The organism is Fluviicola chungangensis, from assembly GCF_007558725.1.
Classification (GTDB): Bacteria; Bacteroidota; Bacteroidia; order Flavobacteriales_D; family Crocinitomicaceae; genus Fluviicola; species Fluviicola chungangensis.
The window spans coordinates 185,054-209,083 of record NZ_VLPL01000004.1 but is presented as its reverse complement, the minus strand read 5'-3'; the positions used below and the strand labels follow the sequence as shown (position 1 = coordinate 209,083).

At 44.8% G+C, this 24,030-nt stretch carries 16 protein-coding genes; 7 read left to right on the top strand and 9 right to left on the bottom strand.

Features of this window, described 5'->3' with window-relative positions:
• Positions 1-107: 107 nt before the first annotated feature.
• The 5 genes from FO442_RS09795 to FO442_RS09775 all read left to right on the top strand — a co-directional run bounded on the left by FO442_RS09795 (position 108) and on the right by FO442_RS09775 (position 8,140).
• On the top strand, positions 108-686 hold the full coding sequence (locus FO442_RS09795) for an RNA polymerase sigma-70 factor (protein ID WP_222101987.1): 579 nt from the start codon (positions 108-110) through the stop codon (positions 684-686).
• Positions 683-1,633 (top strand): FecR family protein, encoded by a 951-nt coding sequence (locus tag FO442_RS09790; protein WP_144332992.1) that lies wholly within the window; start codon positions 683-685, stop codon positions 1,631-1,633. Before FO442_RS09795 ends, FO442_RS09790 begins: the two co-directional genes overlap by 4 nt.
• Before the next feature lie 32 nt (positions 1,634-1,665).
• Complete coding sequence (locus FO442_RS09785) at positions 1,666-3,510, top strand: hypothetical protein (RefSeq protein WP_186280029.1); 1,845 nt, start codon at positions 1,666-1,668, stop codon at positions 3,508-3,510.
• Between the two features lie 1,477 nt (positions 3,511-4,987).
• Positions 4,988-5,713, top strand: a complete 726-nt coding sequence (locus FO442_RS09780; RefSeq protein ID WP_144332990.1) for a head GIN domain-containing protein — start codon at positions 4,988-4,990, stop codon at positions 5,711-5,713.
• Positions 5,714-5,776: 63 nt separating this feature from the next.
• Positions 5,777-8,140 (top strand): TonB-dependent receptor, encoded by a 2,364-nt coding sequence (locus FO442_RS09775; RefSeq protein ID WP_144332989.1) that lies wholly within the window; start codon positions 5,777-5,779, stop codon positions 8,138-8,140.
• A 160-nt stretch (positions 8,141-8,300) separates the two neighbouring features.
• Here FO442_RS09775 and fumC read toward each other — a convergent pair whose 3' ends face one another.
• From fumC to FO442_RS09755, 4 genes are all read right to left on the bottom strand, one after another.
• On the bottom strand, positions 8,301-9,689 hold the full coding sequence (gene fumC, locus FO442_RS09770) for a class II fumarate hydratase (protein ID WP_144332988.1): 1,389 nt from the start codon (positions 9,687-9,689) through the stop codon (positions 8,301-8,303).
• Positions 9,690-9,925: 236 nt separating this feature from the next.
• Positions 9,926-10,717, bottom strand: a complete 792-nt coding sequence (locus FO442_RS09765; protein WP_144332987.1) for a helix-turn-helix domain-containing protein — start codon at positions 10,715-10,717, stop codon at positions 9,926-9,928.
• A 49-nt stretch (positions 10,718-10,766) separates the two neighbouring features.
• A complete protein-coding gene (locus tag FO442_RS09760) occupies positions 10,767-11,663 on the bottom strand; it encodes an oxidoreductase (protein WP_144332986.1) in 897 nt (298 codons plus the stop codon).
• Between the two features lie 9 nt (positions 11,664-11,672).
• Positions 11,673-12,719 carry an SDR family oxidoreductase gene (locus FO442_RS09755; protein WP_144332985.1) on the bottom strand — a complete coding sequence of 349 codons (1,047 nt, stop codon included), beginning with the start codon at positions 12,717-12,719 and terminating at the stop codon, positions 11,673-11,675.
• 234 nt (positions 12,720-12,953) lie between these two features.
• Between FO442_RS09755 and FO442_RS09750 the strand changes: the two genes are divergently transcribed.
• Together FO442_RS09750 and FO442_RS09745 are read left to right on the top strand one after the other, a co-directional pair.
• Positions 12,954-13,883, top strand: a complete 930-nt coding sequence (locus FO442_RS09750; protein ID WP_144332984.1) for a lipid A deacylase LpxR family protein — start codon at positions 12,954-12,956, stop codon at positions 13,881-13,883.
• 33 nt (positions 13,884-13,916) lie between these two features.
• Positions 13,917-14,834, top strand: a complete 918-nt coding sequence (locus FO442_RS09745) for a lipid A deacylase LpxR family protein (RefSeq protein ID WP_144332983.1) — start codon at positions 13,917-13,919, stop codon at positions 14,832-14,834.
• On the opposite strand, the gene FO442_RS09740 is transcribed toward FO442_RS09745, so the two are convergent.
• From FO442_RS09740 to FO442_RS09720, 5 genes are all read right to left on the bottom strand, one after another.
• Entirely contained in the window at positions 14,813-16,174 is a 1,362-nt protein-coding gene (locus FO442_RS09740) for a formylglycine-generating enzyme family protein (protein WP_144332982.1), read from the bottom strand. The two genes, FO442_RS09745 and FO442_RS09740, sit on opposite strands and share 22 nt — an antisense overlap.
• Positions 16,167-16,688 carry an RNA polymerase sigma factor gene (locus FO442_RS09735; RefSeq protein WP_144332981.1) on the bottom strand — a complete coding sequence of 174 codons (522 nt, stop codon included), beginning with the start codon at positions 16,686-16,688 and terminating at the stop codon, positions 16,167-16,169. Before FO442_RS09735 ends, FO442_RS09740 begins: the two co-directional genes overlap by 8 nt.
• Before the next feature lie 287 nt (positions 16,689-16,975).
• Entirely contained in the window at positions 16,976-18,904 is a 1,929-nt protein-coding gene (locus tag FO442_RS09730; protein ID WP_144332980.1) for a T9SS type A sorting domain-containing protein, read from the bottom strand.
• Between the two features lie 139 nt (positions 18,905-19,043).
• Positions 19,044-21,722, bottom strand: coding sequence for an AsmA family protein (locus FO442_RS09725; protein WP_144332979.1), 2,679 nt, complete (start codon positions 21,720-21,722; stop codon positions 19,044-19,046).
• A gap of 290 nt (positions 21,723-22,012) precedes the next feature.
• Positions 22,013-23,839 carry a VWD domain-containing protein gene (locus tag FO442_RS09720; RefSeq protein WP_144332978.1) on the bottom strand — a complete coding sequence of 609 codons (1,827 nt, stop codon included), beginning with the start codon at positions 23,837-23,839 and terminating at the stop codon, positions 22,013-22,015.
• Between the last annotated feature and the right edge of the window lie 191 nt (positions 23,840-24,030).

Genomic DNA, 24,030 nt, shown 5'->3' with positions numbered 1-24,030 from the left:
ATCGGGACCAAGTGTTAAAAAACCGAAGTTCAAAAAAAATTGCACCCCGGATAGGGGGAAACTCCTGTTCAGTTGTCTGAATACCAAAAGATGGTAACTTTGCCGGAGTGAAATACACGAAGGTGGAAGAGAAACAAGTGATAACACAGGTTGTGACAGGAGATTTAAGCACATTTGAAATGGTATTTCGCGATTATTATAAACCGCTGGTGCGCTATGGCAACACCTTTCTGAAAGATTCGGATGAAGCGGAAGACGTTGTTCAGCAGGTATTTGTTTCCCTCTGGGAAAAACGAACAGAATGGGAAGTGCATACTTCCATCCGGGCGGTTTTGTATAAAGCAGTTCAGAATGCCTGCCTCAATAAGCTCAAACACCTCAAAGTGCGCCATGCCTATGCCGAAGATCTGAAAGCAGCAACCATTCCCGGAGAAGTTTCGGACCCGGTACAGGTGAACGAACTCAATGAGCGGATTCAACAGGCCCTGGAAAGCATGCCCGAACAGTGCGGACGCATTTTTAAAATGAGCCGTTTCGAACAGCTGCGTTACCAGGAAATAGCAGATCAATTAGGCTTATCGGTGAAAACGGTAGAAAATCAAATGGGGAAGGCCCTCAAAATTGTTCGCGAAGAGTTGAAAGACTATTTGCCATTACTCATCCTTTTTTTTAGTCAAACTTTATGAAAACACGACATGACATGGATGCGCTGATCGGCAAATTCCTCACTGGCGAAGCGAGCCCGGAAGAAGCAATGTTCCTGGAAGACTGGATGGATGAATCACCGGGGAACAGAACCTATTTCGATCAAAGCGCCAAAGCATTCGGGGTGGTGGAGAAAGCCATTTCAACCGACGATGCCTGGACGAACGTTCACGGAAAACTGAAACAGGCTCCTGCACGGATACGTTCCATTGGATGGATTTCGGCAATTGCGGCGGTCCTGGTTATTTCTTTCGGTGCCCTCCTGTATGTGCTGAATACCCACGAACAGCCAACTGTTTTCACTGCCGGGAAAGCGGAAAAGAACCTTGAACTGAACGACGGAACGGATATTCGCCTGGCAGCACATTCGAGTGTGGAGCTGTCTGCCGGTTATGGAAAAAAGAACCGCACCCTGACATTGAAAGGTTCCGGTTATTTTTCAGTAAAGCACAGTAAACAACTGCCGTTCATTATCGATGCAGGACCAATTCACATCAAGGACCTGGGAACAAAGTTCGATGTAAACACCACAGACGATACCATTTACGTGCGCGTGGATGAAGGAGTGGTGGTGATCTACGACAACAAAGGAATGAAGCTTACCCTGCAGGCAAATGAAAGTGCACACTACGTGATTTCAACCGGGGAACTGAAACTGGACGTTCTGGCAGAAAACCTGAAAACACAGTATAAAACAATCATCCTCGACAACCAGCGATTGGAAGACGTCGTTGAACTGCTCAACAAAACCTATAAAGTGACGATTCGGATTGACAATCCTGCCCTGAAGAATTGCCGGATTACCACCGAGTTTTTGAACGAAGACCTGGATACGGTGCTGATGGTGATTTCCCAGACACTGGAAGTGACCATTCTCAGGGAAAAGGCGAATAGTTATCTGATCAAGGGACTGGCATGCATACAATAATTCGTTTTCTATTCACTGGTATTCTTTGCTGCATGGCGTTTTCTTCGCTGAATGCACAGACGCCCTATATGGAAAAAACCGTGACGATCCGTTCGGGAACCTACACATACGAAGAACTCTTCAAACAGATTTCCAATCAAACGGGAGTCGTTTTCTCGTATACCGGTTTCGATGACAACCTGCACATAAGTGTGAAGTTTGACAAACAGCCGCTCCGGGTAGTGCTGAATACGCTGTTTGATCAGGGAAATTGCAGCTGGAAGCTGAAAGGGAAGTACGTCATTTTGAATTGTAAACCGGCATCGAAACCCCAGCCCGAGCAGGCTGAGGTAAACAAGCCCGATGCGGTGGTCAACGGCTACATCCTGAATGCGGAAGACTCTTCCGAAGTCGTTGAATCGAGTGTTTATCTACGGCAAAGCAAACAATCCGCCCTGACCAACGAATACGGCTATTTCAATCTCTCCTTCCCCAAAACTGCCGATGTGCTTTCCATTTCCGTGGCAAAAGAAAACTTCAGAGATACCACGGTAGTGATCTTCTCCCGGAAGCACACTACACTGGTCATATACCTGCAGCCGAAATCGGCACCGGTAAGCTTGCTCACGGACGATTCCGTGCGTGTTACTCTTACTCTTTCCGTCGATTCCGTCAAACCCGATGAAGCCCGGGTGCAGGATACTACACCCTTCGTCAGTCCGTTTTGGAAACGGTTCAGGCAACACCGGGCAAACCTGAGAAACATTTCGGATACCTTGTTCACAAATGTTTCGTTTTCCCTGTTTCCGCCGCTGAGTACCAATCGCTTGCTGTCAGTCAATACGGTGAACAAGTTTTCGTTCAACCTGCTGGTGGGTTCATCCAAAGGAATAGACGTCTTTGAACTGGGCGGTCTGGTCAATGTAGATTACGGGAATGTAAAATATGCACAGATCGGTGGCCTGATGAACCTGGTTTCAGGAACTTCATCCGGAGTGCAGCTTGCCGGATTGGTCAATTCTGTTGCCAAAGATGTGCATGGCGTTCAGGTTGCCGGACTGGTTAACCTCGCCGGTGGAAAGGTAGACTACGTCCAGGTAGCCGGGATTGCGAATGTGGTGAGAGATACAGTGACAGGAATCCAGGTTGGTGGAATTGCGAACCTGAACCGTTCCTGCACCAACGGAGTTCAGCTTGCGGGGATTTATAACCAAGGGAAAAAGGTGTCCGGAATCCAGCTTGCCGGAATTGCGAATGCCTGTGATACCCTCTCGGGGATCCAGCTTTCGGGCTTGGTGAATGTGGGGAACGTGATCGACGGGTTCCAGCTTTCGGGTCTGCTCAATAAAGCCGGACACGTAACCGGTTCCCAACTTGGATTCATCAATGTAGCGGATTCCATTACAGGAGTACCGGTCGGATTTTTAAGTATCGTAAAAAGCGGTTATCACAAAGTGGAGTTGGCCGCAGATGAAAACCTGCTGACGACCCTCAGTTTCCGGACGGGGGTGGATGCCTTTCACAACATCCTCATTGGTGGTGTGCAATTGGATAAGGGGCCGGCTTTGTGGACGCTTGGTTACGGTGTAGGGTCGGCCATCCGCCTGGGAAGAAAACTCTATTTGGACCTGGACCTTACGACGCAAAGCCTGTATGTAAACAACAGTGACTATACCTACAACATGCTGACGAAAGGATTTGTGGGGATCGAATACCGTGTTGGAAAGAATTTCAGTATTGCTGCCGGCCCGACTTTGAACTGGTACAGCAGTGAAAGCAAGCCGGAAACGGACCCGGTCTGGAGTAAGATCAGCCGGCGAACCCTGTCTCATTCAGTGAATGGTAATTACTCCAACCAGCTGTGGATCGGAGCAAAACTGGCCTTGCGGTTTTTCTAGGAGCCGTGTATCCATCTCGATACGTCCCGCTTATCTATTTATCGGACAAAGGACTTTTGGTTCTTTTTGTCCTTAAAAAGAACAGGGAATCATTCCTAGCGAAATTCCGATAACTATCAGAACGACCTGACAAAACTATACCAGCTCTCGTTCATACTTTTTACCAAGGCTGAAATAGTTTGGGTAAAAGGAATCATCCGCAGAACGCGAGCCCACTTTTGAACATTCGCTAAACCGGATTATTTCCGGCTCCGAAGAAAAAACCGTTTCAACCGAAGGAGAATCCAGGGGTCTCATTCCCGGAAGAGCGCGTAAAAAAGAGAAAGCATGGCTTTCGAAGACTGAACATAGTCCATTATGGACGTAATGTGAAGGAGGTGCCGTAAGTTTTAGCAAAAAGTGCTTGTCATTTGGATGGAGCGTAGCGCAATCCGTTCTTTTTGAACTAAAACCAGGTTAAAGGGCTTTTTAGCGATCGGCTTGGAATGAGACAAAGGACTTTTGGTTCTTTTTGTCCTTAAAAAGAACAGGGAATCATTCCTAGTGAAATTCCGATAACTATCAGAACAACCTGACAAAACTATACCAGCTCTCGTTCATACTTTTTACCAAGGCTGAAAAAGTATGCAAAACATCCTTTTGTCAAGTGCCATTCAAAGCCGCTCGCGAAAAACAGTTTTTCCTTTGTTTTTAATCAAAAGTGCCAGATCAGGATCTGAAACCCCTGCGGGCTTTTGAAAAAACAAAACGGAAATGCTGTTTTTCTTTACTCGCTTCCAGAATGGCACTTTAACGCGAAATAGTTTGGGTAAAAGGAATCATCCGCAGAACGCGAGCCCACTTTGAGCATTCACTAAACCGGATTATTTCCGGCTCCGAAGAAAAAACCGTTTCAACCGAAGGAGAATCCAGGGGTCTCATTCCCGGAAGAGCGCGTGAAAAAGAGAAAGCATGGCTTTCGAAGACTGAACATAGTCCATTATGGACGTAATGTGAAGGAGGTGCCGTAAGTTTTAGCAAAAAGTGCTTGTCATTTGGATGGAGCGTAGCGCAATCCGTTCTTTTTGAACTAAAACGAGGTTAAAGGGCTTTTTAGCGATCGGCTTGGAATGAGACAAAGGACTTTTGGTTCTTTTTGTCCTTAAAAAGAACAGGGAACACGCCGGATTTATTCTTATTTCCTCCTTTTAGTCACTTCATTCCTTTGCTTGAACTTCTTCACGTAAGGTCTGCTAGACCGGACAGGATCAATTCAAAAACCGCAATCTTGTGTATCCGTCTCGATACGTCCCGCTTATCCATTAGTGTAAAAGGATTCGCATATGCATGCGGTCCACCCGACGTGACACCTGCGCAAACGCTGTCCGGTAGGTAGTGCAATAGAGCGTACCGAAACTATTTTCAAAAAAACACCATTCACATAGGGGTAAACCCCTCCTTAGTTGTCATACATGCAACTAACAAAACAAAAGTCTGTATGAAAAGTTTAAAATGTATGCTTCCTGCGATTTTGCTCTTGGCAATGTCATTCACATCGTGCAAAAAGAATCTCTTTAATTCGATCAAAGGAAAAGGGGAGACAGTTACTGAAACCCGGAACCTGAGCGGGTTCAATAAAATTTCCCTGTCTATTGACGGTGATGTAAACTACGTGCAGGACACGGTTTATTTCGTTGAGATCTCGGCACAGCAAAATGTGCTGGATGTCATTACAACTCAAGTCAGTGCGGGGGAATTGAAAATCGACTCTCGCAGATGGATCCGCAAACACAATGGAATAACAATCCTCGTCCACTCACCGGATCTTCGGGCGATGGACCTGAGCGGAAGCGGGAACATAGCATCTTTCTTCGATATTGTAACCACAGGATTGGAACTAAATGTAAGCGGGTCGGGAAATATCACCTTGGCTGCCGTTCATACGGATGAACTGGAAGTTAACATCAGCGGCTCAGGGAATATCGCTGTTTCAGGTGGAACAGTAACCGGCCAAAAGGCAACCATCAGTGGCTCCGGCAATATTACAATGGACGATCTTAAAGCAACTGATTCGGACGCGAAGATCAGTGGTTCCGGGAACATTTCTCTTTGGGCTGTAAATCAACTGAAAGCGAGCATTTCAGGCAGCGGAGATATCCGGTATAAAGGAAATCCTGTTATCAATACCTCTATCAGCGGGTCAGGATCTCTGATACACATTTAACTCATCCAACAATCCCGAAGGACGCGAAGCATCGCGCCCTCCGGGATTCAATAAATCAAAACGATGTTTCAAAAAACGTTAACGAAAATATTCGTATCGGGATTGCTGTGCTTTATTGTCACTACCTGTTTCTCCCAAACACAAACGGTTCGCGGCACAGTTGTCGACAATATTTCCCAATCATCAATCCCCGGTGCGATCATCAAAATCACCGGACTGGATTCGGTTATCCATGCAGTAACAGACGAAGAGGGCAAGTTTACCTTGTTACAGGTTCCCGTAGGTAGCCGGACCATCGAAATCACAGCAACCGACTACAAACCGGTGGTGATGCAGAATGTCACGGTCAACGCCGGGAAGGAATTGGTACTGACCATTCAAATGGAAGAAGACCTGAAAAAAATAAACGAGGTGGTCATCACTGCCAAAACGGATAAGAACAAACCCTTGAATGAACTATCCACGGTAAGCACGAGAACCTTTTCGGTGGAAGAAACACAAAAGTTCGCGGCTGCCGTCAACGATCCGGCCCGTATGGCAACTTCTTTTGCAGGAGTGGTCGTTGCAGGAGACGGGAACAATCACATTTCAATTCGCGGAAATTCACCCAACGGGTTGTTATGGCGTATGGAAGGAGTGGAAATCCCGAACCCGAACCATTTCTCGAATGTCGGCACAGCCGGTGGCGGGATCTCTATTTTGAGTGCGCAGTTGTTGAGTAATTCCGATTTTTCGACCGGGGCTTTTGCTGCAGAATATGGAAATGCACTTTCCGGTGTTTTCGATTTGCGCCTGAGAAAGGGGAACAATGAAAAACGGGAGTATACCTTCCAGCTCGGTGTCCTGGGAATGGATGTGGCTACCGAAGGTCCGTTCAAAAAAGGATACGAAGGATCTTACCTGATCAATTACCGCTATTCCACATTGAACGTATTGGGGAAAATCGGAGTTCCGATCGGGGATGCGAATACCAACTTCCAGGATCTGTCATTCAACGTGTACCTTCCGGCAGGGAAGCTGGGTAAGTTTACTCTCTTTGGGTTCGGGGGATTGAGTTACCAAACGACCACGGCTGAAAAAGACTCTCTTCGGTGGCAGGAGGACGACTTTCTCCGGTTAAATACCAACTTCTACAGCAATACCGGAGCAGTTGGTACGACCCACACCAAATTGTTCCGCAATAAATCCTACTTAAAAACAGCGCTGGTGTTTTCCGGTACTGAAAACGGGTACAAACAGGACCGGCTTGGGTTTGATTATTCTTCTCTCACACGCGATTACGAGCAGCGGTTTGTGCAGAACAAGCTGACGCTCTCAAGTACCTATACGCAAAAGATCAACGCAAAGAACAATCTTCGGACCGGATTTATTTTAAATCACCTGGGGTATCGTTTGAAACAGAGCGATATGGGCGACACAACTGTTTTACTGGAACAGATCAATGAAAAGGGCGGTACGGAAACCGTACAGGTATTTTTCCAGTGGAATGCCCACATCACCGAAAAGCTGACCACAAATGTTGGGCTTCATTACTTTCAACTGTTCCTGAACAACAGCAACTCGGTTGAACCACGGGCATCCGTCCGGTATGATTTTCATCCGAAACATCACCTGACCCTGGGATACGGTTTGCACAGCCAGTTACAGCCGATCGGTGTTTATTTTGTGGAGAAAAAAGAGAACGGAGAAACCACCCTTCCGAACCGGAATTTAAAATTGAGTAAGGCGCATCACCTGGTGTTCGGATATGATTTCGTTCTGAACGAACACGAACACATCAAAACGGAAATATACTACCAGCATTTGTTTGGTATTCCGATCAGTAAAGATCCGACCAGCACATATTCGATCTTGAATGCGACCGATGGTTTCCCTTCCGAATCTTTGATTAATTCCGGACTTGGAAAAAACTATGGGGTGGAACTGACATATGAGCGCTTCCTGTTCAAAAACCTCTATTATTTGCTTTCTGCGTCTGTATATGAATCCAAATACAGAGCAGCAGACGGTGCCTGGTATGATACACGGTTCAATACCAATTTCGCCACTTCACTGACAATCGGTAAAGAATGGAACCTGAAAAACAAAGCGAAAAGCAGGACCATCGGATGCAATATTAAATCCATTTACGTGGGAGGGTTTCGTTATACGCCTATCGATTTGAATGCATCCATAGCGGCGGGTGATACAAAATTCGCAACGTCTCAAACCTTTACCAAGAGAATGCCGGATTATTACCGATTGGATGTTCGCATCAGTTTCAAACGGAACTACAAACGGGTTACCGGTACTGTAGCGCTTGATATTCAGAATACAACGAACCGGAAAAATGTTGGGGGTCAATATTTCGAGGCCAAGACGGGGGAAGTGAAATATTGGTACCAAACACCTTTGATCCCGATATTGAGCTATCGGTTGGAGTTTTGATTTGGTAATGACCACAAATCCTTTTCCCTCGTTGGGCAAATAGACAGATGTCTATCCGTATTTTTGAATGAATAGTTGATATTACCTGTCAGGCACGCGATTAATCGCGTGCCTGACAATCTGCCTAATTTGTAATTCGGCATTCGCAATTAAGAATTCATTATACCATATTCTCCGGCACTACCCATTGATCAAACTCTTCAGCCGTCAAATACCCCAGTTTCACCGCCATTTCTTTCAGAGTTGTTCCTTCGGCATGGGCTTTTTGAGCAATCTCGGCTGCTTTATAATACCCGATTTTGGTATTCAGGGCCGTTACGAGCATCAAGCTGTTATCGACATGTTTTTTGATGTTTGCCGTAATCGGTTCGATTCCCACGGCGCATTTGTCGTTAAAGGAAACACAACCCTCACCGATCAGTCGTGCGGAATGCAGAAAGTTGGCAATCATAACGGGTTTGAATACATTGAGCTCAAAATGTCCGTTTGACCCGCCGATGCCGATGGTGACATCGTTTCCCATCACTTGTGCTGCGATCATAGTCAGGGCTTCACATTGCGTCGGATTTACTTTTCCCGGCATGATGGATGATCCCGGCTCGTTATCCGGAATGTGGATTTCGCCGATCCCGCTGCGCGGACCCGAAGATAACATGCGAATGTCATTGGCGATTTTCATCAGGCTCACGGCCACGGTTTTCAATGCGCCGTGGGCCTCTACGATTGCGTCATGTGCTGCCAGTGCTTCAAATTTGTTTTCTGCCGTGACAAATGGTAAACCGGTCAGGTTTGCAATGTGTTTGGCTACGTTTTCGGAATATCCGGGTGGAGTGTTGATCCCGGTACCAACTGCCGTTCCGCCCAAAGCCAATTCACTTAAGTGCGCCAGGGTGTTTTTGATGGCTTTCAGTCCGTGGTTGAGCTGGCTCACATATCCGCTGATCTCTTGTCCGAGAGTTAATGGCGTTGCATCCATGAAATGTGTCCGGCCGATCTTCACCACATGCATGTAATCCTTGCTTTTCCGGGCGAGTGTGTCACGCAGTTTTTCAATGCCCGGGATCGTTGTTTCCGCCAGGATTTGATACGCGGCAATATGCATGGCTGTGGGAAAGGTGTCATTGGACGATTGTGATTTGTTTACATCGTCATTCGGATGGAGTACTTTTTCTTTGTCTGTCAAAGCTCCGCCGTTGATAACATGTGCACGATAAGCAATGACTTCATTGACGTTCATATTGCTTTGCGTACCACTTCCGGTTTGCCAAACGACCAACGGGAACTGATCTGCCAGTTTTCCGTCCAGGATTTCGTCTGCTACCTGACCGATCAGGTCGGATTTTTCTTTGGAAAGAACTCCTGCATCCAGGTTGGTTAAAGCAGCAGCTTTCTTGAGGTATGCGAATGCACGAATGATTTCTTTGGGCATTTTATCAATGTCCCGGGCAATCCGGAAGTTTTCGATGCTCCGTTCGGTTTGAGCTCCCCAGTAAGCTTGTGCCGGGACTTTTACTTCGCCCATCGTATCTTTTTCAATGCGGTATTCCATGGTGTTTGAATTTGAATAAATTGTTGTTTGTTTCCCGCAGATGGCACGAATGTCGCAGAGTTTTTTGCTTTTCTGACTGTATTTTTTCTGCGCGATCAGCTGAATCAGCGGGAGGATAAATCCCTAATGACGGGACGTAAAATTACCTGGTTTGAAGGTACGGAATAATCGCGTTTTTGAGTGGTTTTTAGGAAAAATTACCTTGAATCGATTGCTCGAACGGGCTCGCTATTCGATTATTTTTGGACTAATTCCGTAGGGTTAATCCCAAATTGCCTTTTGAAGGCGTAGGAGAAATGTGACAAATCTTCGAAACCCAGATCGAGGTAAATATCGATCGGCTTTTGACTTTTCTTCGAGAGCAGGAAATGGGCCTCTTCGAGCCGTTTTTGAGTGAGCCATTTGCCGGGAGTATTGTGGAATGTTTTTTCAAAATCTCGCTTGAAGCTTGAAATGCTGCGGCCTGTGAGAAATGCAAAGCGTTCAATGCTGACGTTGAATTTGAAATTCCGGTTCATAAAAGCTTCAAGGTTGATCTTATCAGGAACATCCCGGTCATTGAATAATGCAGCTGCCAGTTGAGGATTTTGCTTCAGCAGGATGAGCAGGAGTTCTTCGCGCTTCAGATCGGCAAATTGCGGATCAATTTTCCCGAAGCCGCTGTAATAGGGCATCAATGACTGGATAAAATGATCAATTAGCTGATCCTTGGGTAAAAGTACAAATGCTTCGGGTGAAGTAAATTCCGGAAGAGTAACAGGATGTTTTTCAAAGAAAGACCGGAGAAAGATTTTGTCAAAAACAATAACAACCTTTTCAAATTCCCCGTTTTCACGTTCTTTGTTGTAACGTGCCAGTTTGTTGCGACGAACAATGCAATATTCTCCAGACTGTAAGGTATAGTTCCTGTGGCCGTCATAACCATGGATCAATCCTTTTCCGATATAGAGGAAGAAATGTTCGGGAACGAACTGCTCGGGAGAGATCTCCGGCCCGATATAACACGATTTGATGTCTGTTGCCTTCACTTGTTTGATTTACCTAATGTATGCATACTTGTTTAATTTTCGATCTTTTTCAGGGAAAATGAATTCCGGTGATTTCCTCTGCCAGTTCCCATAATTTTTTTCCTGTTGCAGTGTCCAGTGCATTTTCTTTGATGCTTACCAGTGAAGGATAACCACGATATCCGTCTTCGTGTGGCTGGATGAGTTTTCCACTTACAGCTTCTTCCGAAACTGCTGCGAATAGTGTTGATAAAGCACCTTGCCACGGTTCCATAAATGTACCCAGACGTTCTACTCCGGCAGCTATCTCTTCCGGGCTTAAATGTCGGGTTAATTCGGTTTTGTTGGCTCCGGGTTGCGTAGCAATGGAGAGCACTTCGTCGCCTTTGATTCCGATCCTGCGATTCAGCTCTACGGAAAAGATCAGGTTTGCCAGCTTGCTTTGTCGGTATTCTCTCATCGGGTCATAACTGATTTCAGATCTCAAATTCTGGAAGTCAATGGAAGCATGTTGATATCCGTTACTGCTAAGCGTCACGATCCTTGAGCCTTTGGTTTTTCTTAGTAAGGGGTACAAATATCCCGTTAATGCGAAATGCCCGAGGAAATTGACTCCGAATTGAAGTTCGTAGCCCTGAGCTGTTTTTGTTTCGGGCGGAGTTGCCACACCGGCATTGTTGATCAAAACATCCAAACGGGAATGTGTTTGAAGAACGGTTTTTGCAAATTGTTTCACCGAATACAGGTCCGATAAATCCAGGACACTTGCTTCTACAGTTGCTTTTTCACTGATTTGCCGGATCCGTTCCAATGCGTCCTGTGCATTTTTAAAGTTTCTGCAGGCCAGAATGACATAGGCTCCCGATAGGGAAAGTTCGCGTGCTGTTTCAAAACCAATCCCGCTATTGGCACCGGTTACGATCATTGTTTTTCCTCTTTGGTCGGGGATGTTTTTAGTTGTCCACATGTGATTTGCTTAAATAGATTTATATCGGATCATGCTTTCCACGGCTGCCAAAATTGCTTCTTCATTGGTTGAACGTGGTTTCCATTCGAATACTTCTTTTGCTTTTGCATTGCTGACGTTACGGCTTGCACTTAGCATGGAGGCAATGGCTTTTGCTCTGGGACTGAAGAGGGCTGCCAAACGCAGTTTCCAGTCGGGAAGTGTTTTCACAGAAACTTTTTGGGATACGGCAGGTAGTTCTTTCCGAAGGAATGCAGCGATTTCAGGCATGGACATTTTTCCACCTGCCAGCGCTAAAAAACGTTGTCCTTTTGCATTCGGATTGATCATTGCGCGGAGGTGCAGATCGGCTACGTCACGAACGTCAATGATATTGAAGGTTAAGTTGGGTACCGATTTCATGGAACCATCAAGTAAGGCTTTGAGCAATTCGAATCCGCTGGAAATATCGGGGCCCAGGGAAGGGCCGAAAATAGCTGTTGGATTGATGACACTTAACTCCATGTCCCGGCCTTCGGTTTTCATGAAATTCCAGGCTGCACGTTCAGCCAGTACTTTCGACTTGTTATAAGAAGACAATCCCTTTTGATTCGGATTTGTCCAGCTTTCTTCCGTGATCGGTATGTGCGGATCTGTGTGACTGTAACCGACTGCTCCAAAATTGGAGGTCATTACTACGCGCTTTACACCGGCATTTCGCGCAGCACGCAATACCCGCAGGGTTCCCTCAATCGCCGGACGGATCATCTCGTTCTCATCTTTGGGGAGTGCCAGGAATATAGGGGATGCGACGTGAAGTACGTATTCACAATCTTTGACCGCGTGATCCCAGTTGGTGTCCGAAGTTAGATCCGCTTCTACAAACTGCAGGTTTTCGAAAGAGGTAATTCCGCCATTTTCCAGGAGTTTGATTACCTGATTTTTTTTACTCAATGAGCGAACAGTCGTTCGAACCGAATATCCTTTTTCCAATAATTGTAAAATGCAATGTGATCCAACGAATCCGCTTCCGCCCGTAACCAATACCAGTTTGTTTGTGTTTTCTGAATGTATCATTTTGTATCATTTGATAGCACAAAGTTCCGAAGAAAGCTGAAGGGACATTTTGTTTAAACGTTCAATTTTACTTTGTTTAAAAGTCCATAATAAACACGAACCAGTCGAGAGAATGTCATTTCTTAAAAATCCATAACAGATTGCTCCGCACAGCTTAAGTCTGTATCTTTAATCGTACTCGGATTTGCATCATAGAAGGAAAAACTGCTTCAAATAGTATTAACTGCTATTTATATGGAAGTACGAATAGGTGTTTTGATCTTATTGTTTCCTTTTTGTTGTTTCTCGCAAAAAGCGGATTCGTTATATGCGTATCAATCCTTTCATCTGACCTGGGAGAATGATATTTTTACAGCAAGGGACAGGTATTATTCGCAGGGAATTTTTTTACAATACGAACACCACAACTTAAATATGAAGTGGCTTAATCCTTTTTTTCTGCGTGTTCCGGATATAGAACGCACACTGAAATCGGGCATTGAGCAAAAAGGGTATACACCTTCTACGATCCAATCCGACACCTTTTTGAAAGGCGATCGTCCGTATGCAGCAACGATTACTTACGGTAACCAGTTTTTCTCCCGGAGCCTCAGCAAAAATTACATACTGAACTGGGGTGTTTTTGTGGGATTCATCGGGAAACCTGCTTTCGGAGAATATACGCAAAAGACGGTCCACAAATGGATTAACAGCCCGAAACCAAAAGGTTGGGAATACCAGTTAAATACCGGATTCATATTAGATTTGAATGCAGGTTACACAAAGTTGTTCTTCACGCGAAGCAGGTGGCTCCGGATAGAGCTTGGCGACTTGGTAACAATCAGGAATTTAACGATTGACATGCAGGTCTTCGGCAGACTGAAATGGGGATACATTGGCAACCGCAGGCAGTTTTACCTCTATTACACCCCGGAATTACGGGTTGTTGGCTACGATGGGACACTGCAGGGAGCCTTATTTGTTAAACCTAGTATGGCGGCTGTTTCCGCAAAATCCATTGAACGCCTGGTTGGGGAACAGCAGGTCGGAATTTACCTGAGATATAAACCGTTTTACGCCACTGCCCATTTCCATTACCAGTCCAGATTGTTTAAATATGCTTTAAACCACATGTGGGGAGGGATTACGGTAGGTTACATGCTGTGGGATAATCTCAATAAATAAATCCAATACCGGGAAAGTGACGTATTTGGTATCATGCGCATACTGTTGATTGGGTTGATCGGGATTTTGCATTTTGGAACGCTGGGCCAGGACAGTTTGCTGTACAAGGAGGCTTATACAGTCCGCTATGAAAATGATCTCTTTACAGGAACTGATCGCTACTATTCACAAGGAATTTTCCTGCAATACGATCATTCGGATATCGATCTGAACTGGCTGAACCGTTTCTTTTTCCGGGTTCCGGATATTCAGCGAGGCCTGCAGACCGGAGTTGCACAAAAAGTCTACACTCCGTCGAGCATTACTTCTGATTCGTTATTGCCGGGAGATCGGCCGTATGCAGCGACGTATGGATATACTGCTAGATTCAGTTCGCAGAGCAGATCGAAGAATTATACGTTGAGCTGGAGTCTGAACACCGGGTGGCTTGGAAAACCCGCTTTTGGAAAAGAAACCCAAACAGCCATCCATCGCTGGACACACAACACGAAACCGCTTGGCTGGCAGCATCAGCTCCACAACGGATTGATCTTCAACCTCGGTTTTGGGATAATGAAAACGTGGTTTGCAAAGACAAAATGGGTGAGAGCAGAGATCGGAAGCGTTATAACGCTCGGTAGTTTAACCAATGAAACCCGTGTATCGGGAAGCTTAAAACTGGGCTACATTACCGGTCAAAAGCAATTTTTGCTGTATTACAATCAGGAGGCTCGTGCAGTTGCTTACGACGGAACATTGCAAGGGGGGCTTTTTACAAAACCGGACGAGGCACGCATTGCAAGCAAAGAGATCACTCGCCTGGTTTCTGAACAGGAGCTTGGGTTGAAGGTGCTGTATAAGCACTTTTCCTGTGCGGCTTACATGCATTTTCAATCGAAGTTATTTGAAGGTGCAGCAAATCATCGCTGGGGAGGAATTAGTTTGAGCTATTATTTTGGAACTGCCAAATAAGTGCTCACTACCCGGAAACCAATGGTTGGTTTTCCTTCGGTAACACCTTTGTACGGATCGGGAGCATAGATCTTGATTTCATCACCATCGCTTCTCCAGGAACCTCCGGCTGTACCAGATTCAGTTTTATTCTGATCTTCGTAAACCATTTCAGCAACATTCCCCGCCATGTTATACAAGCCCAATGCATTCGGCCAGAATGATTTGGAAGGGGCTGTTAAATCAGAGTTGTCGTAATTGATTTTTGAGAATCCCGTCGTATCAACTTGATCTTTCACAATGTCATGCGTGAAGTTTGCCTGATACATTCCATCTGAATTTCTTCGGTATTGGCCGTTCCAAGGATAAGGAAGCTGTTTTCCTTCATTGCTGGCCGCCTTGACCCATTCCACACGCAAAGGCAGACGTATGTCGTTGTATTGGGCTTCTTTTTCATCTCCAACATACTTTCTCACTTCCTGAGAAAGCCACTTGCAGTACAATTCAGCCCCTTCGCGAGAAACGTTCACAACCGGGAAGTCGTTGTAAGCTTTGTGTGAGAAGTAATATTCCATGTAGGTATTGCTGCCGTTCTTGAATTCTTTGCTCCATGCTGATTGATCTGGCTTTGCTTTCAGGAATTCGTCTTTCCGGTCTTGAATCAATAAATCAAACAGGAAGGTGCGGTACTCGAAATTGGTCACTTCACCAATCCCAATATAGAATGCCTGAACGGAAACCTGTTTTCCATTGTAATCAAAGGTACCGCTTGGAATGTAGACGTAGGAATCTTTATCGTGCTTCACCAAAGCTTTCAGCATGGCTTTTTTCTTCTTTTTGGTGATCGCAATCTCTTCTTCCGTCAGCTTGGGGAACTGATATGGAATTTCGTCCATGGGTCTGACGGAAGTTGTCCGGAGGTTATTCGGATCCCCGTTTCTTCCCTGGATAGTATTTTTTTCGGGAGTAAATGGAATTTCCGTAGCTGTTTCCTGCATGGTTGCCAGGAAAATTGTGGGCACTTGATGAGTTGGCTGCTGAGTTTTGGTTTTGGAGGTTGGTTGATCAGGAATGGTTTTTTTTTGAGTGATCGTACGATCCACCCTTGTTTTTTTTGTTGGTTGGGGCGCTTTATTGAGTTCTCCCTTATGCAAGAACAAAAAAAGAGAAAGGCTGATAATACTTACGGTTGTTAACATGAGAATCCATTTTTTGGTGATTACTTGAGGTGTTTTGGATTTATTCACCTTAGTATGATTCACGGAAGAAAGAAACCGGTCCCTGGTTTGTTCAAATGACTGTATCACGGGATCGTGTTTCGCCGATGCGAAGAGCTGATCCAATTGTTGTTGCTTATCCATGACTTGATACTGTTTTTAAAGAAGCCTCATAAGTGAGTATTTCCATCAATTTTTCACGTCCCCGTTTCAGGCGCTGTTTCACAGCTGATTCGGAGGCATTTTGAATGACGGTAATCTCCCGGATACTGAATCCCGAAATTTCAAAAAGGATGATACTTTCCCGCTGGTCTTCCGACAATTGAGCCAATGCTTTATACAAATAATGAATATCTGCCCGGGTTTGCGGATTGGCATTCCTGTCGCGAATTTCGAGGTGCATACTTCCTTCCGGAATTCGGTTTTCCCGCTTCTTTTGGTGATAATTCCCTAAAACACGTACACAGATACTGAACAAAAAGGAAAGAAAGGCTTCGTTTGATCTCAGGGAATCGAATTTTTCATAGGCAACCAACAGGCTGTCATTCATCAAATCCCTATAATCCATTTCATTGTAAACCCGCGCTCTGCAGAAGCGTTCAAACCGTTCATGAACCGGTTCATAGAGTTTAAGAAATGCGTCTTGTTTGTCTTTCATTCCTGTTGATCACATATTGGGTACAAGGGTATGTTTGACAAAAATGAAAAAAGTTACATTGGAATTGAAAATTGAAAAGGTAAAATTGAAAAGTTCGTGCAAAAACTCAAAAGGTTCAAAGATATTCCGGTGGCTGGAATTCTTTGAACCTTTTGGTAACGGATATATCTTGAATTGACAATGGATAATTGAAAAGATTTGAATTGTCTTCTGAAAGAGAATATTTTACCTTCCCTAAAAGAATCGTAAAATCTATTCAATTTTAACAGTTTCCATTATCAATTGTATTAACTGGTTCGTTGCAACACCACCTTCCCGCTCAGCCACCGGTTGTTTTCATCCAGGTAACGGATGAGGTAGATACCGGTTGCATACCCGGAAAGATCTACCTGGATGCGTTCGTCTTTTTTCAATTTCGGCAGCACCTGGAGTACTTTTCCGCTTAAGTCTGCCACGTATAATTCCTTGATATCGGTATTCGGAAGGATATGAACGATGCCGTTGGTGGGATTCGGATAATAACTCCAGGTAATATTCAGAGCTTTTGGATCGGGTTTCACGGCGTTGGTGTCGGTTGAGTCAGCCGGCTGAATGGTCGAAACAATGGAATCCGGAATGTTCAGAGACAGGTCTGGGATGTTTTGCTGGCAATCGGGCATATACGTATAGCTTTTCAGGATGCGGACCAGGATCGCATTCAGGGTTTCTACTTCATAACTGTCTGTCGAAGGTTTGATGTGGCTGTTCCCGATTCCGCTGTGATCGGTCAGGAAAGTATACGTTCCGTTGGTTCCCAAAGCCAAAGCGCGCATCAGGTATTCGGTGCTTTTGTCAATTCCGCTCGCCCCGATAGGAACAATGCGGATTCCTTTTTCAGCTGCCTGAAGCATTAATCGCTGCAATCGCTGGTTTACCGCAGCACCCTGGTGAGGCGGTGCGTCGAGGATCAGGAACAAGATGCGTGCACGTGCGCTTTCACTCCAGCTCAGGTTATTGATGGCGGAATCCAATCCAATGTCCATGGCTTCTGGAAAATCGCCTCCTCCTCCGGCTGACTGCTCGTTGATAAACGCATCCGATTCGGACAAAATGCGATTAAAATTCATGGTTTTGGTAACATATGAATCTCCGGCATCCCGGTAATAGACATTCGCAAACCGGAAATTCAATGTGTTACTAATTTGTTTTGATTGGAAAATGATATCACTCATTTCTGCCTGAAGGAAGCTGATTTCATCGCCCATAGATCCTGTTGCATCGACCACGAAGGCCACGTCTACATTTTCTGTTTCCTGGCACGAAATATTTAGTTTCTGGTGATTTAATCCGTTCTCAAAAGCACTGACTTTATGGATTGTTGTTACCTTTCCGTTATAAGAGATTTGAATAGACAATTTTCCGTTTATGGAAGGGGTTTCATTTTTGATGGTCAGCCAGCATTCCGCTTTCCCGGTATTGTCTGTACGTGTGGTAAAGACCACATCGCGGTTCAGGAGCAACTGTACGATCGCATCTACGACCGGGATCCCGCTTTCAGATTGCAGCATGACGGTATATCTTCCTGAAGGAGCAATTTCCCAGGTTTTTTGGTAGCTTGCCAATTCTCCTTTGGAGAGGTCTTGCCACAGCTTCCATTTGGAGAAGTCGTTGATTTCTCCGGCTGTTAATTGTTTTGAACCGGCTGTTCCGTTGTAAAGTTCCCCGGTTTTTCCTCCGGGCGGTAAAGCCATTACAGTGCCTTCTGTCCGGGTTCTTATGGGAGAACTGCTGTAGGCATCACATTTTGCGGCTTTATAAGATAAAGACTTCCTTTCGCTTTTGGAGCTTACAATTGCAACTTCTTCGATGCTGCGCATTTCATCACGCAGATCGACATCACCCGCTTCAGCCCGCACAATGCGTTTTGGTGCACTTGGATCTTCTTTCATTTTGAAATTGGCCACCTCGTCTCCTGTGACTTTGATTTCTTTCCTGATTGGGCTGTAGCCGGCATAGTTCATCACACAAACGTAGGTTCCGGTGTCGAGTGCGACAGCAAAATTTCCCAGTTTGTCGGTCAAAACGGAAGCGACTAATTTATCACCTTTATAGATATCTACATTTCCGTATCGGAGCGCTTCACTGTGTGCTTCTGAATTCATATTCCCGGAAATGGATTGGGAAAAAGCAGCGCCGGTTCCAAGTAAAAGGATGCAAAGAATGGTAACGAATCTCATAACATGCAGTTTAGAATTATTACTAGTTACACCTAAGATGCGTTTGGGTTCAAAAATCCATAAAAACAATTATGAATTGCGTGCTGAAGTGGCTTTACAATGGCAGAGACAGGGCAAACAGAAAGGAATAAATAATGGATTATTCCACCGTAAACTCTTCTTTTTCTTCCTGTTTTCCTTTTTCTTTCAGCTTTTCACCGAATTTTTTGAGCCCTTTTTTCTCTTTTTCAATCTTCTTCTTTTCCTCGTAAGGATCCACTTCTTCTTCCTTACCGAATTCGATTTTCAAGACTTCATATTCTTTTTTCGGAGGTTGGTATTTTTTGATGGTGGTGTCCTTTTTGAATAAACCCAGTTCTGTTTTCAGGATAGAAATGGCCTCCTGTTTTGCCTCTTCCCGGTTTTGTTTAGCTTCTTCCTTCCGCGAGGATTTATCCCATTCGATAATCGGATTTCCCAGGTTTCCATACATACGGACGAAGATTTTGATCCCGGTCCCGTCGTCTTCAACAATTCCGAATTCGGATTCGTCTTTTTTCTCCTTCAATTCGCGGAAACGGAATGCGAATTTGTAGTCAATGTCGTTGTTGAATTTGTGTTTCCCGTCAACAGTGATATTCAGCGCATTGGATTTGATTTCCATTTTTGGAATAATGATCATACTCTTCTTAATGAAAAGAGTGTTTTCGAGTGTTTCGAACTGAATGTTATTCAACTTATCTCCAAGCGCATCGATTTCCCTGGCTTTCAGGATCATTTTCGTTTTGGTTGTTTTCAGGTCTTTCGTGAGTGCGGAAAATGTACTGACGTTTTTCAATTGTCCACCAATGATTTTTAGTTGGATCTGTGCTTCCAGTTCATCCTTCAGGATGCCGTAACTTAAGTCGAACGGTGCTTTCAGGTCCAGGATAGCTTCTGCACGACCGCTGATATTGTCTTCCTTAATGACTTCCTGGTCAAAATTGTTCCATTCCCGGAAGATCGGTTTAAAATAAATGTCCTTTGAACTTAAACTGGTCGCCAACTGGAAGTATTCGGGGGATGATTCCACCACGGCAAGCGTCCCGCGTACAGTTGCATTTGCCGTGATTCCATGGAGTTTTTGAATGGAAATGCTCCTGTTTCCAACAGTCATTTCTCCGTTAACCTGGGAAAAAGTATGATGATCCATGTGAATCGCGTCGACATTCAATAGTACATTTCCATTGATCATGGTCGGTAGCATCCATTCGCGGTTCGTTGAAGTTGTTTTGGGATCTCCCGCAATGGTATTGGTGAAATCCTTCAGGTTGATTTTTTTACTCTCGGCAATTACCGCAACATCCAGGGTGTGTTTATCCTGAAGGAACAGGTCTATGTAATTAAAACTTCCGTTCAATTCCATATCGGATTCTCCCAGACGCACCTTCAGTCCCTCCAAAATAGCATCACTGCGGTTCAGGATCAGGTTTCCGAACATGTCGTAGAATTTTCGCGAATCGTTTTGAAGACTGAAATCGACATCATCCATGAGCGCAGTTCCGTTCCCATCTACAATTTCAATAAATGGCTGTTCATTTTCGATTACGGTTTCCAGGTAGAAATTCGTATTGACTTTTACCCTGCCCGAAAGTTCTTCGATCTTCGGGATTTTGAACAAGGCATGGATGACCTCGAGGTCTAAAGAACCTTTGGCAGAGCCACGGTAATTGGGTTTGGAGAATCTGTGAATAGCCAGGTTTCCTGAAAACGGACCGCTGATCGTTTGGAAGGAGACGTTTTTGATTGTAAGTTCTTCTTTGTCTTTTCCTTTTAATGTGGAGTAATATCCTTTCAAGTCAATATTACGAAGGGTAAGGCCTTTCGTTGGCTCGGTCAGTCTCCCGTTGTCTATGGAAAATGTACAATTGACTTTCGGGTAGGAGTCTTTTGCCAATTTATTTTGGAACTCAAGGTGAAAAGTCCCTGTTCCGGAACCTTTTAGTTCCGTTACGGTTTTCACTTCTTTTACAGCCAGTTTATTTGCCAATTCCGCAAGTGGGATTTTATCGGCATCGATTTTTAGTTTGACTTCGTTAGTATCTGCTTTTACGTCGAAATCAAACGGAATTCCCGAAAGCAATAATTTCCCCCGGTTGATTGCGAAGGTTTCGGAAATTTGATCGATGTGAATGAAAACATCCGTAGAAGCCTGCTGATTGATGATGAAAGGAACTAACCCGTTTTGGATCCGCTGAATGTAAAAATCAGCTTTTGTTGCGATATCGAATTGGTCCTGGGTGAAATTCCCAACCAGATGAATATCCTGAACACGCGTTTTATAGCTATTCTCGTTGATCCTGTTCGAATAAGAGAATTGGATTCCGGTTGCATGTATAGACTCTAACGTGAGCTGAAAATTTGTTCTTTCCTCCGAAGCGGATTCTCTGAAAATATCGTAATTTACAGCACCTTTTTTATCGACTTTCAATTTCAGGGTTCCGGGTTTGATATCGATTTTCTTCACGTTGTATTTTTCGTTCCAGATATCCATCGGGCTGAATTTCAACCGGACTTGTTCGGTGTACAGCAAGGTGTCTTTTTTCGTAGCGTAAGAAAAGGCGTCCTGGATGAAGACATGATTGAAGTCGAGGCTTAGGTTGGGGAAAGTTGCCCAGAAAGTCACATCAATCTCATCTACATGCACCTCAGTTTTGAGTGTTTTGTTGATTTCAGAAATGGCATAGTCAATAATATCATCTTTGAAGACATAAAGCAGCAAACTAATGAGCAGAATAAGGGAGATAAGGATCCCAAAGAACCACTTCACAGATTTCACCAGCCACTTCTTCCACTTCATAAATCAAATTTACGTCGAAACCAACGGTCAAAACGGTTGGTGTTCAAATAGTAATTAACGTTTGATTTTTAATTTGTTTCAGTTTTTTGGGAAAATAGAGTAATAAGATGATCGCGAGATGCCGGTTTTGTTTATTAAACGAGTATTCAGTTGATGAAATAAAGGGGTGTTAGCAAGTTTACTAACTTGCTCATGATTGGGTATCTGACTTTTACTTGTAAGTAAGTTAGCTAACATGCTAACTGTTAGAACAAAAAAAGGAGCCCGCTGCGCCGGACTCCTCGTTCTTATTATCCTCCTCTTCTTCCAGGGGAGGTGATTGGTGTTGATGGTCGTGAACTCGGTGTCGAAACCGGGGTACTCGCCGGACGCTGTACCGGTGTTGACACTGGGTTGCTGCTTGGTGGAGGTGTATATTTTGGTTCCGTTCTCACAGGTTCTGTTTTGATTGGCTGTGTTCTCACAGGCTCTGTTCTTACAGGTTCTGTGTAAACCGGTTTGTTGTAAACCGGTCGTACTACTTCCGGTTCCGGAGTTTTAACAGGTTTCACCGGTTCGCTTGAGGTCCCGGAGCTCGAATAAACACGTGGAGTGCTTGTTTCGACAGGCTTGCTGGCCGGTGTTTCCTTGGATACGGTTCTTGTACTGCTGTTGCCGACATTTTCCGGGTTTTGCGGAGCCGGTTTTTCACGTTCCGTGATCACCGGTTTGTCTGAAGAACTGACAGGCGTTCCTGTGGATGTGTTTCCTGTACGTGGAACTGCTGTTCCGTTGTTCCCTCCGGGAGTTCCTTCTACTCTTGGTTCCGGATAACGCTCTCGGTAAGGTTTTTGTCCCGGATTTACATTGGGGGTAGGAGTTCTTACCGGATCCAACTGTCTTCCGACCGTTCGGTCCGGAATGTTTGGTTTTGGTGTCGGCTCAATGCGCAGGAAACCATTGTCGTAAATACAAGCGCTCAAATCGCTTCCTGTAAATCCTCTTCGTTCGCATTCTCTTTGGGCTCTTCTGAAATCGGAATCATTTAGGTCACCCAGTGTTCTGTGTACCCGCGGGAACGATTCGTCTGTAAACGCAAAGGTACTTTGGTTAAATCCGTAATCAAATAAGGATTCTTGAGGAGTGATGCGGTACTGTCTTGCGAAATCTTTTGCCAGGAATGCAAGATATTCCTTTTCCAATAGTTGGTCTCGCTGGTTGGTTGAACCGAAAACTCCCATGTTCCAGTTGGAAGAAGCGATTCCTCCCATGCTGTTGCGTACATCGAAATCGTCTGAAGTTCTGCCATTTGCATTTCCAAGGATTCCGTCATAAGTATCGGTACACGGATAAATTTCCACGGCAATGTTATAGAATCCCATTCCGCCGGTCTGTGAACCGTCCAATTTTACTTTTTCTCCTGTCGGCCAGGTAATGGTATAATTGTTTCTTCCCGATGGAGAAATGGTTCCGCCATGCTCCAGGTAATAATTCTGTCCTTCGATGTAGACAGGCTCTCCGTCAATGCGAAGCGGTGTTGAGGTGTTTCCGTCTGGTTTTTCATTGGCATAAAAACAAACGCGGTCTCCTCCCACATTCATCGCTACGGCTGTATTCAATGAAAAATCATCGGATTGATTGCGCTGGCGAACCTGGACGTTGACATTTCCGCTGCCGGATTTTACCAGGGTAAATTCGCCCACTGTCTGGAAGGAATAGGTGGCGCCGTCAAATGATTTCAAATGCGGATCACCATAGGTTCTTCCCATTACAGGTTTACAGTCGGGTGTTCTGTTGGTGAAACTGTTCAGCCGTGACCACTGTGCACGGGATAAGCTGTCGCTTGTGGTACTCGATCGCCGGATATGCGACCGGACTTTGTCTTGAGTTGTGCTTGGCATCGCACTAAACATTTCTGCGGGGGTGTATTCTTCCGGAAAATTGCGATCCGGAGTAGGTCTTTTATTCGCCATGGCTTCCATCGACTGAGCTAGCCACTCACCGCGAACGGCATCCCAAGCAACCAAATCCTTTCTGATTGGTTGGAAATCTGTTCCGAAGGTTGCTTTTTCCTGAGCACTTGCTGTTCCAAGAGTCAATAGAGCGAATAATCCAAAGAATGTAACATGTTTTTTCATAACAGTTGGTTTAATTCGAGAACAACTAAACAATAAACGTACCGAAAAGGGTCGAGATAAAAAAGTGTTAAAATAAAAACGAAATTAAATCTCATAGTTATGAAATTTAAAACAGGTAACTGCCTGACGCATGGAATACATGTAAATAGTTAATGAATTCCAAGCTGTTTATACCTAAATAATTGCGTACA

Coding starts and splice junctions, on each gene's coding strand:
- FO442_RS09790 (WP_144332992.1), top strand. CDS start 683: ATGAAAACACGACATGACATGGATGCGCTGATCGGCAAATTCCTCACT.
- FO442_RS09785 (WP_186280029.1), top strand. CDS start 1,666: ATGGCGTTTTCTTCGCTGAATGCACAGACGCCCTATATGGAAAAAACC.
- FO442_RS09780 (WP_144332990.1), top strand. CDS start 4,988: ATGAAAAGTTTAAAATGTATGCTTCCTGCGATTTTGCTCTTGGCAATG.
- FO442_RS09775 (WP_144332989.1), top strand. CDS start 5,777: ATGTTTCAAAAAACGTTAACGAAAATATTCGTATCGGGATTGCTGTGC.
- fumC (WP_144332988.1), bottom strand. CDS start 9,689: ATGGAATACCGCATTGAAAAAGATACGATGGGCGAAGTAAAAGTCCCG.
- FO442_RS09760 (WP_144332986.1), bottom strand. CDS start 11,663: ATGTGGACAACTAAAAACATCCCCGACCAAAGAGGAAAAACAATGATC.
- FO442_RS09755 (WP_144332985.1), bottom strand. CDS start 12,719: ATGATACATTCAGAAAACACAAACAAACTGGTATTGGTTACGGGCGGA.
- FO442_RS09750 (WP_144332984.1), top strand. CDS start 12,954: ATGGAAGTACGAATAGGTGTTTTGATCTTATTGTTTCCTTTTTGTTGT.
- FO442_RS09745 (WP_144332983.1), top strand. CDS start 13,917: ATGCGCATACTGTTGATTGGGTTGATCGGGATTTTGCATTTTGGAACG.
- FO442_RS09740 (WP_144332982.1), bottom strand. CDS start 16,174: ATGGATAAGCAACAACAATTGGATCAGCTCTTCGCATCGGCGAAACAC.
- FO442_RS09735 (WP_144332981.1), bottom strand. CDS start 16,688: ATGAAAGACAAACAAGACGCATTTCTTAAACTCTATGAACCGGTTCAT.
- FO442_RS09730 (WP_144332980.1), bottom strand. CDS start 18,904: ATGAGATTCGTTACCATTCTTTGCATCCTTTTACTTGGAACCGGCGCT.
- FO442_RS09725 (WP_144332979.1), bottom strand. CDS start 21,722: ATGAAGTGGAAGAAGTGGCTGGTGAAATCTGTGAAGTGGTTCTTTGGG.
- FO442_RS09720 (WP_144332978.1), bottom strand. CDS start 23,839: ATGAAAAAACATGTTACATTCTTTGGATTATTCGCTCTATTGACTCTT.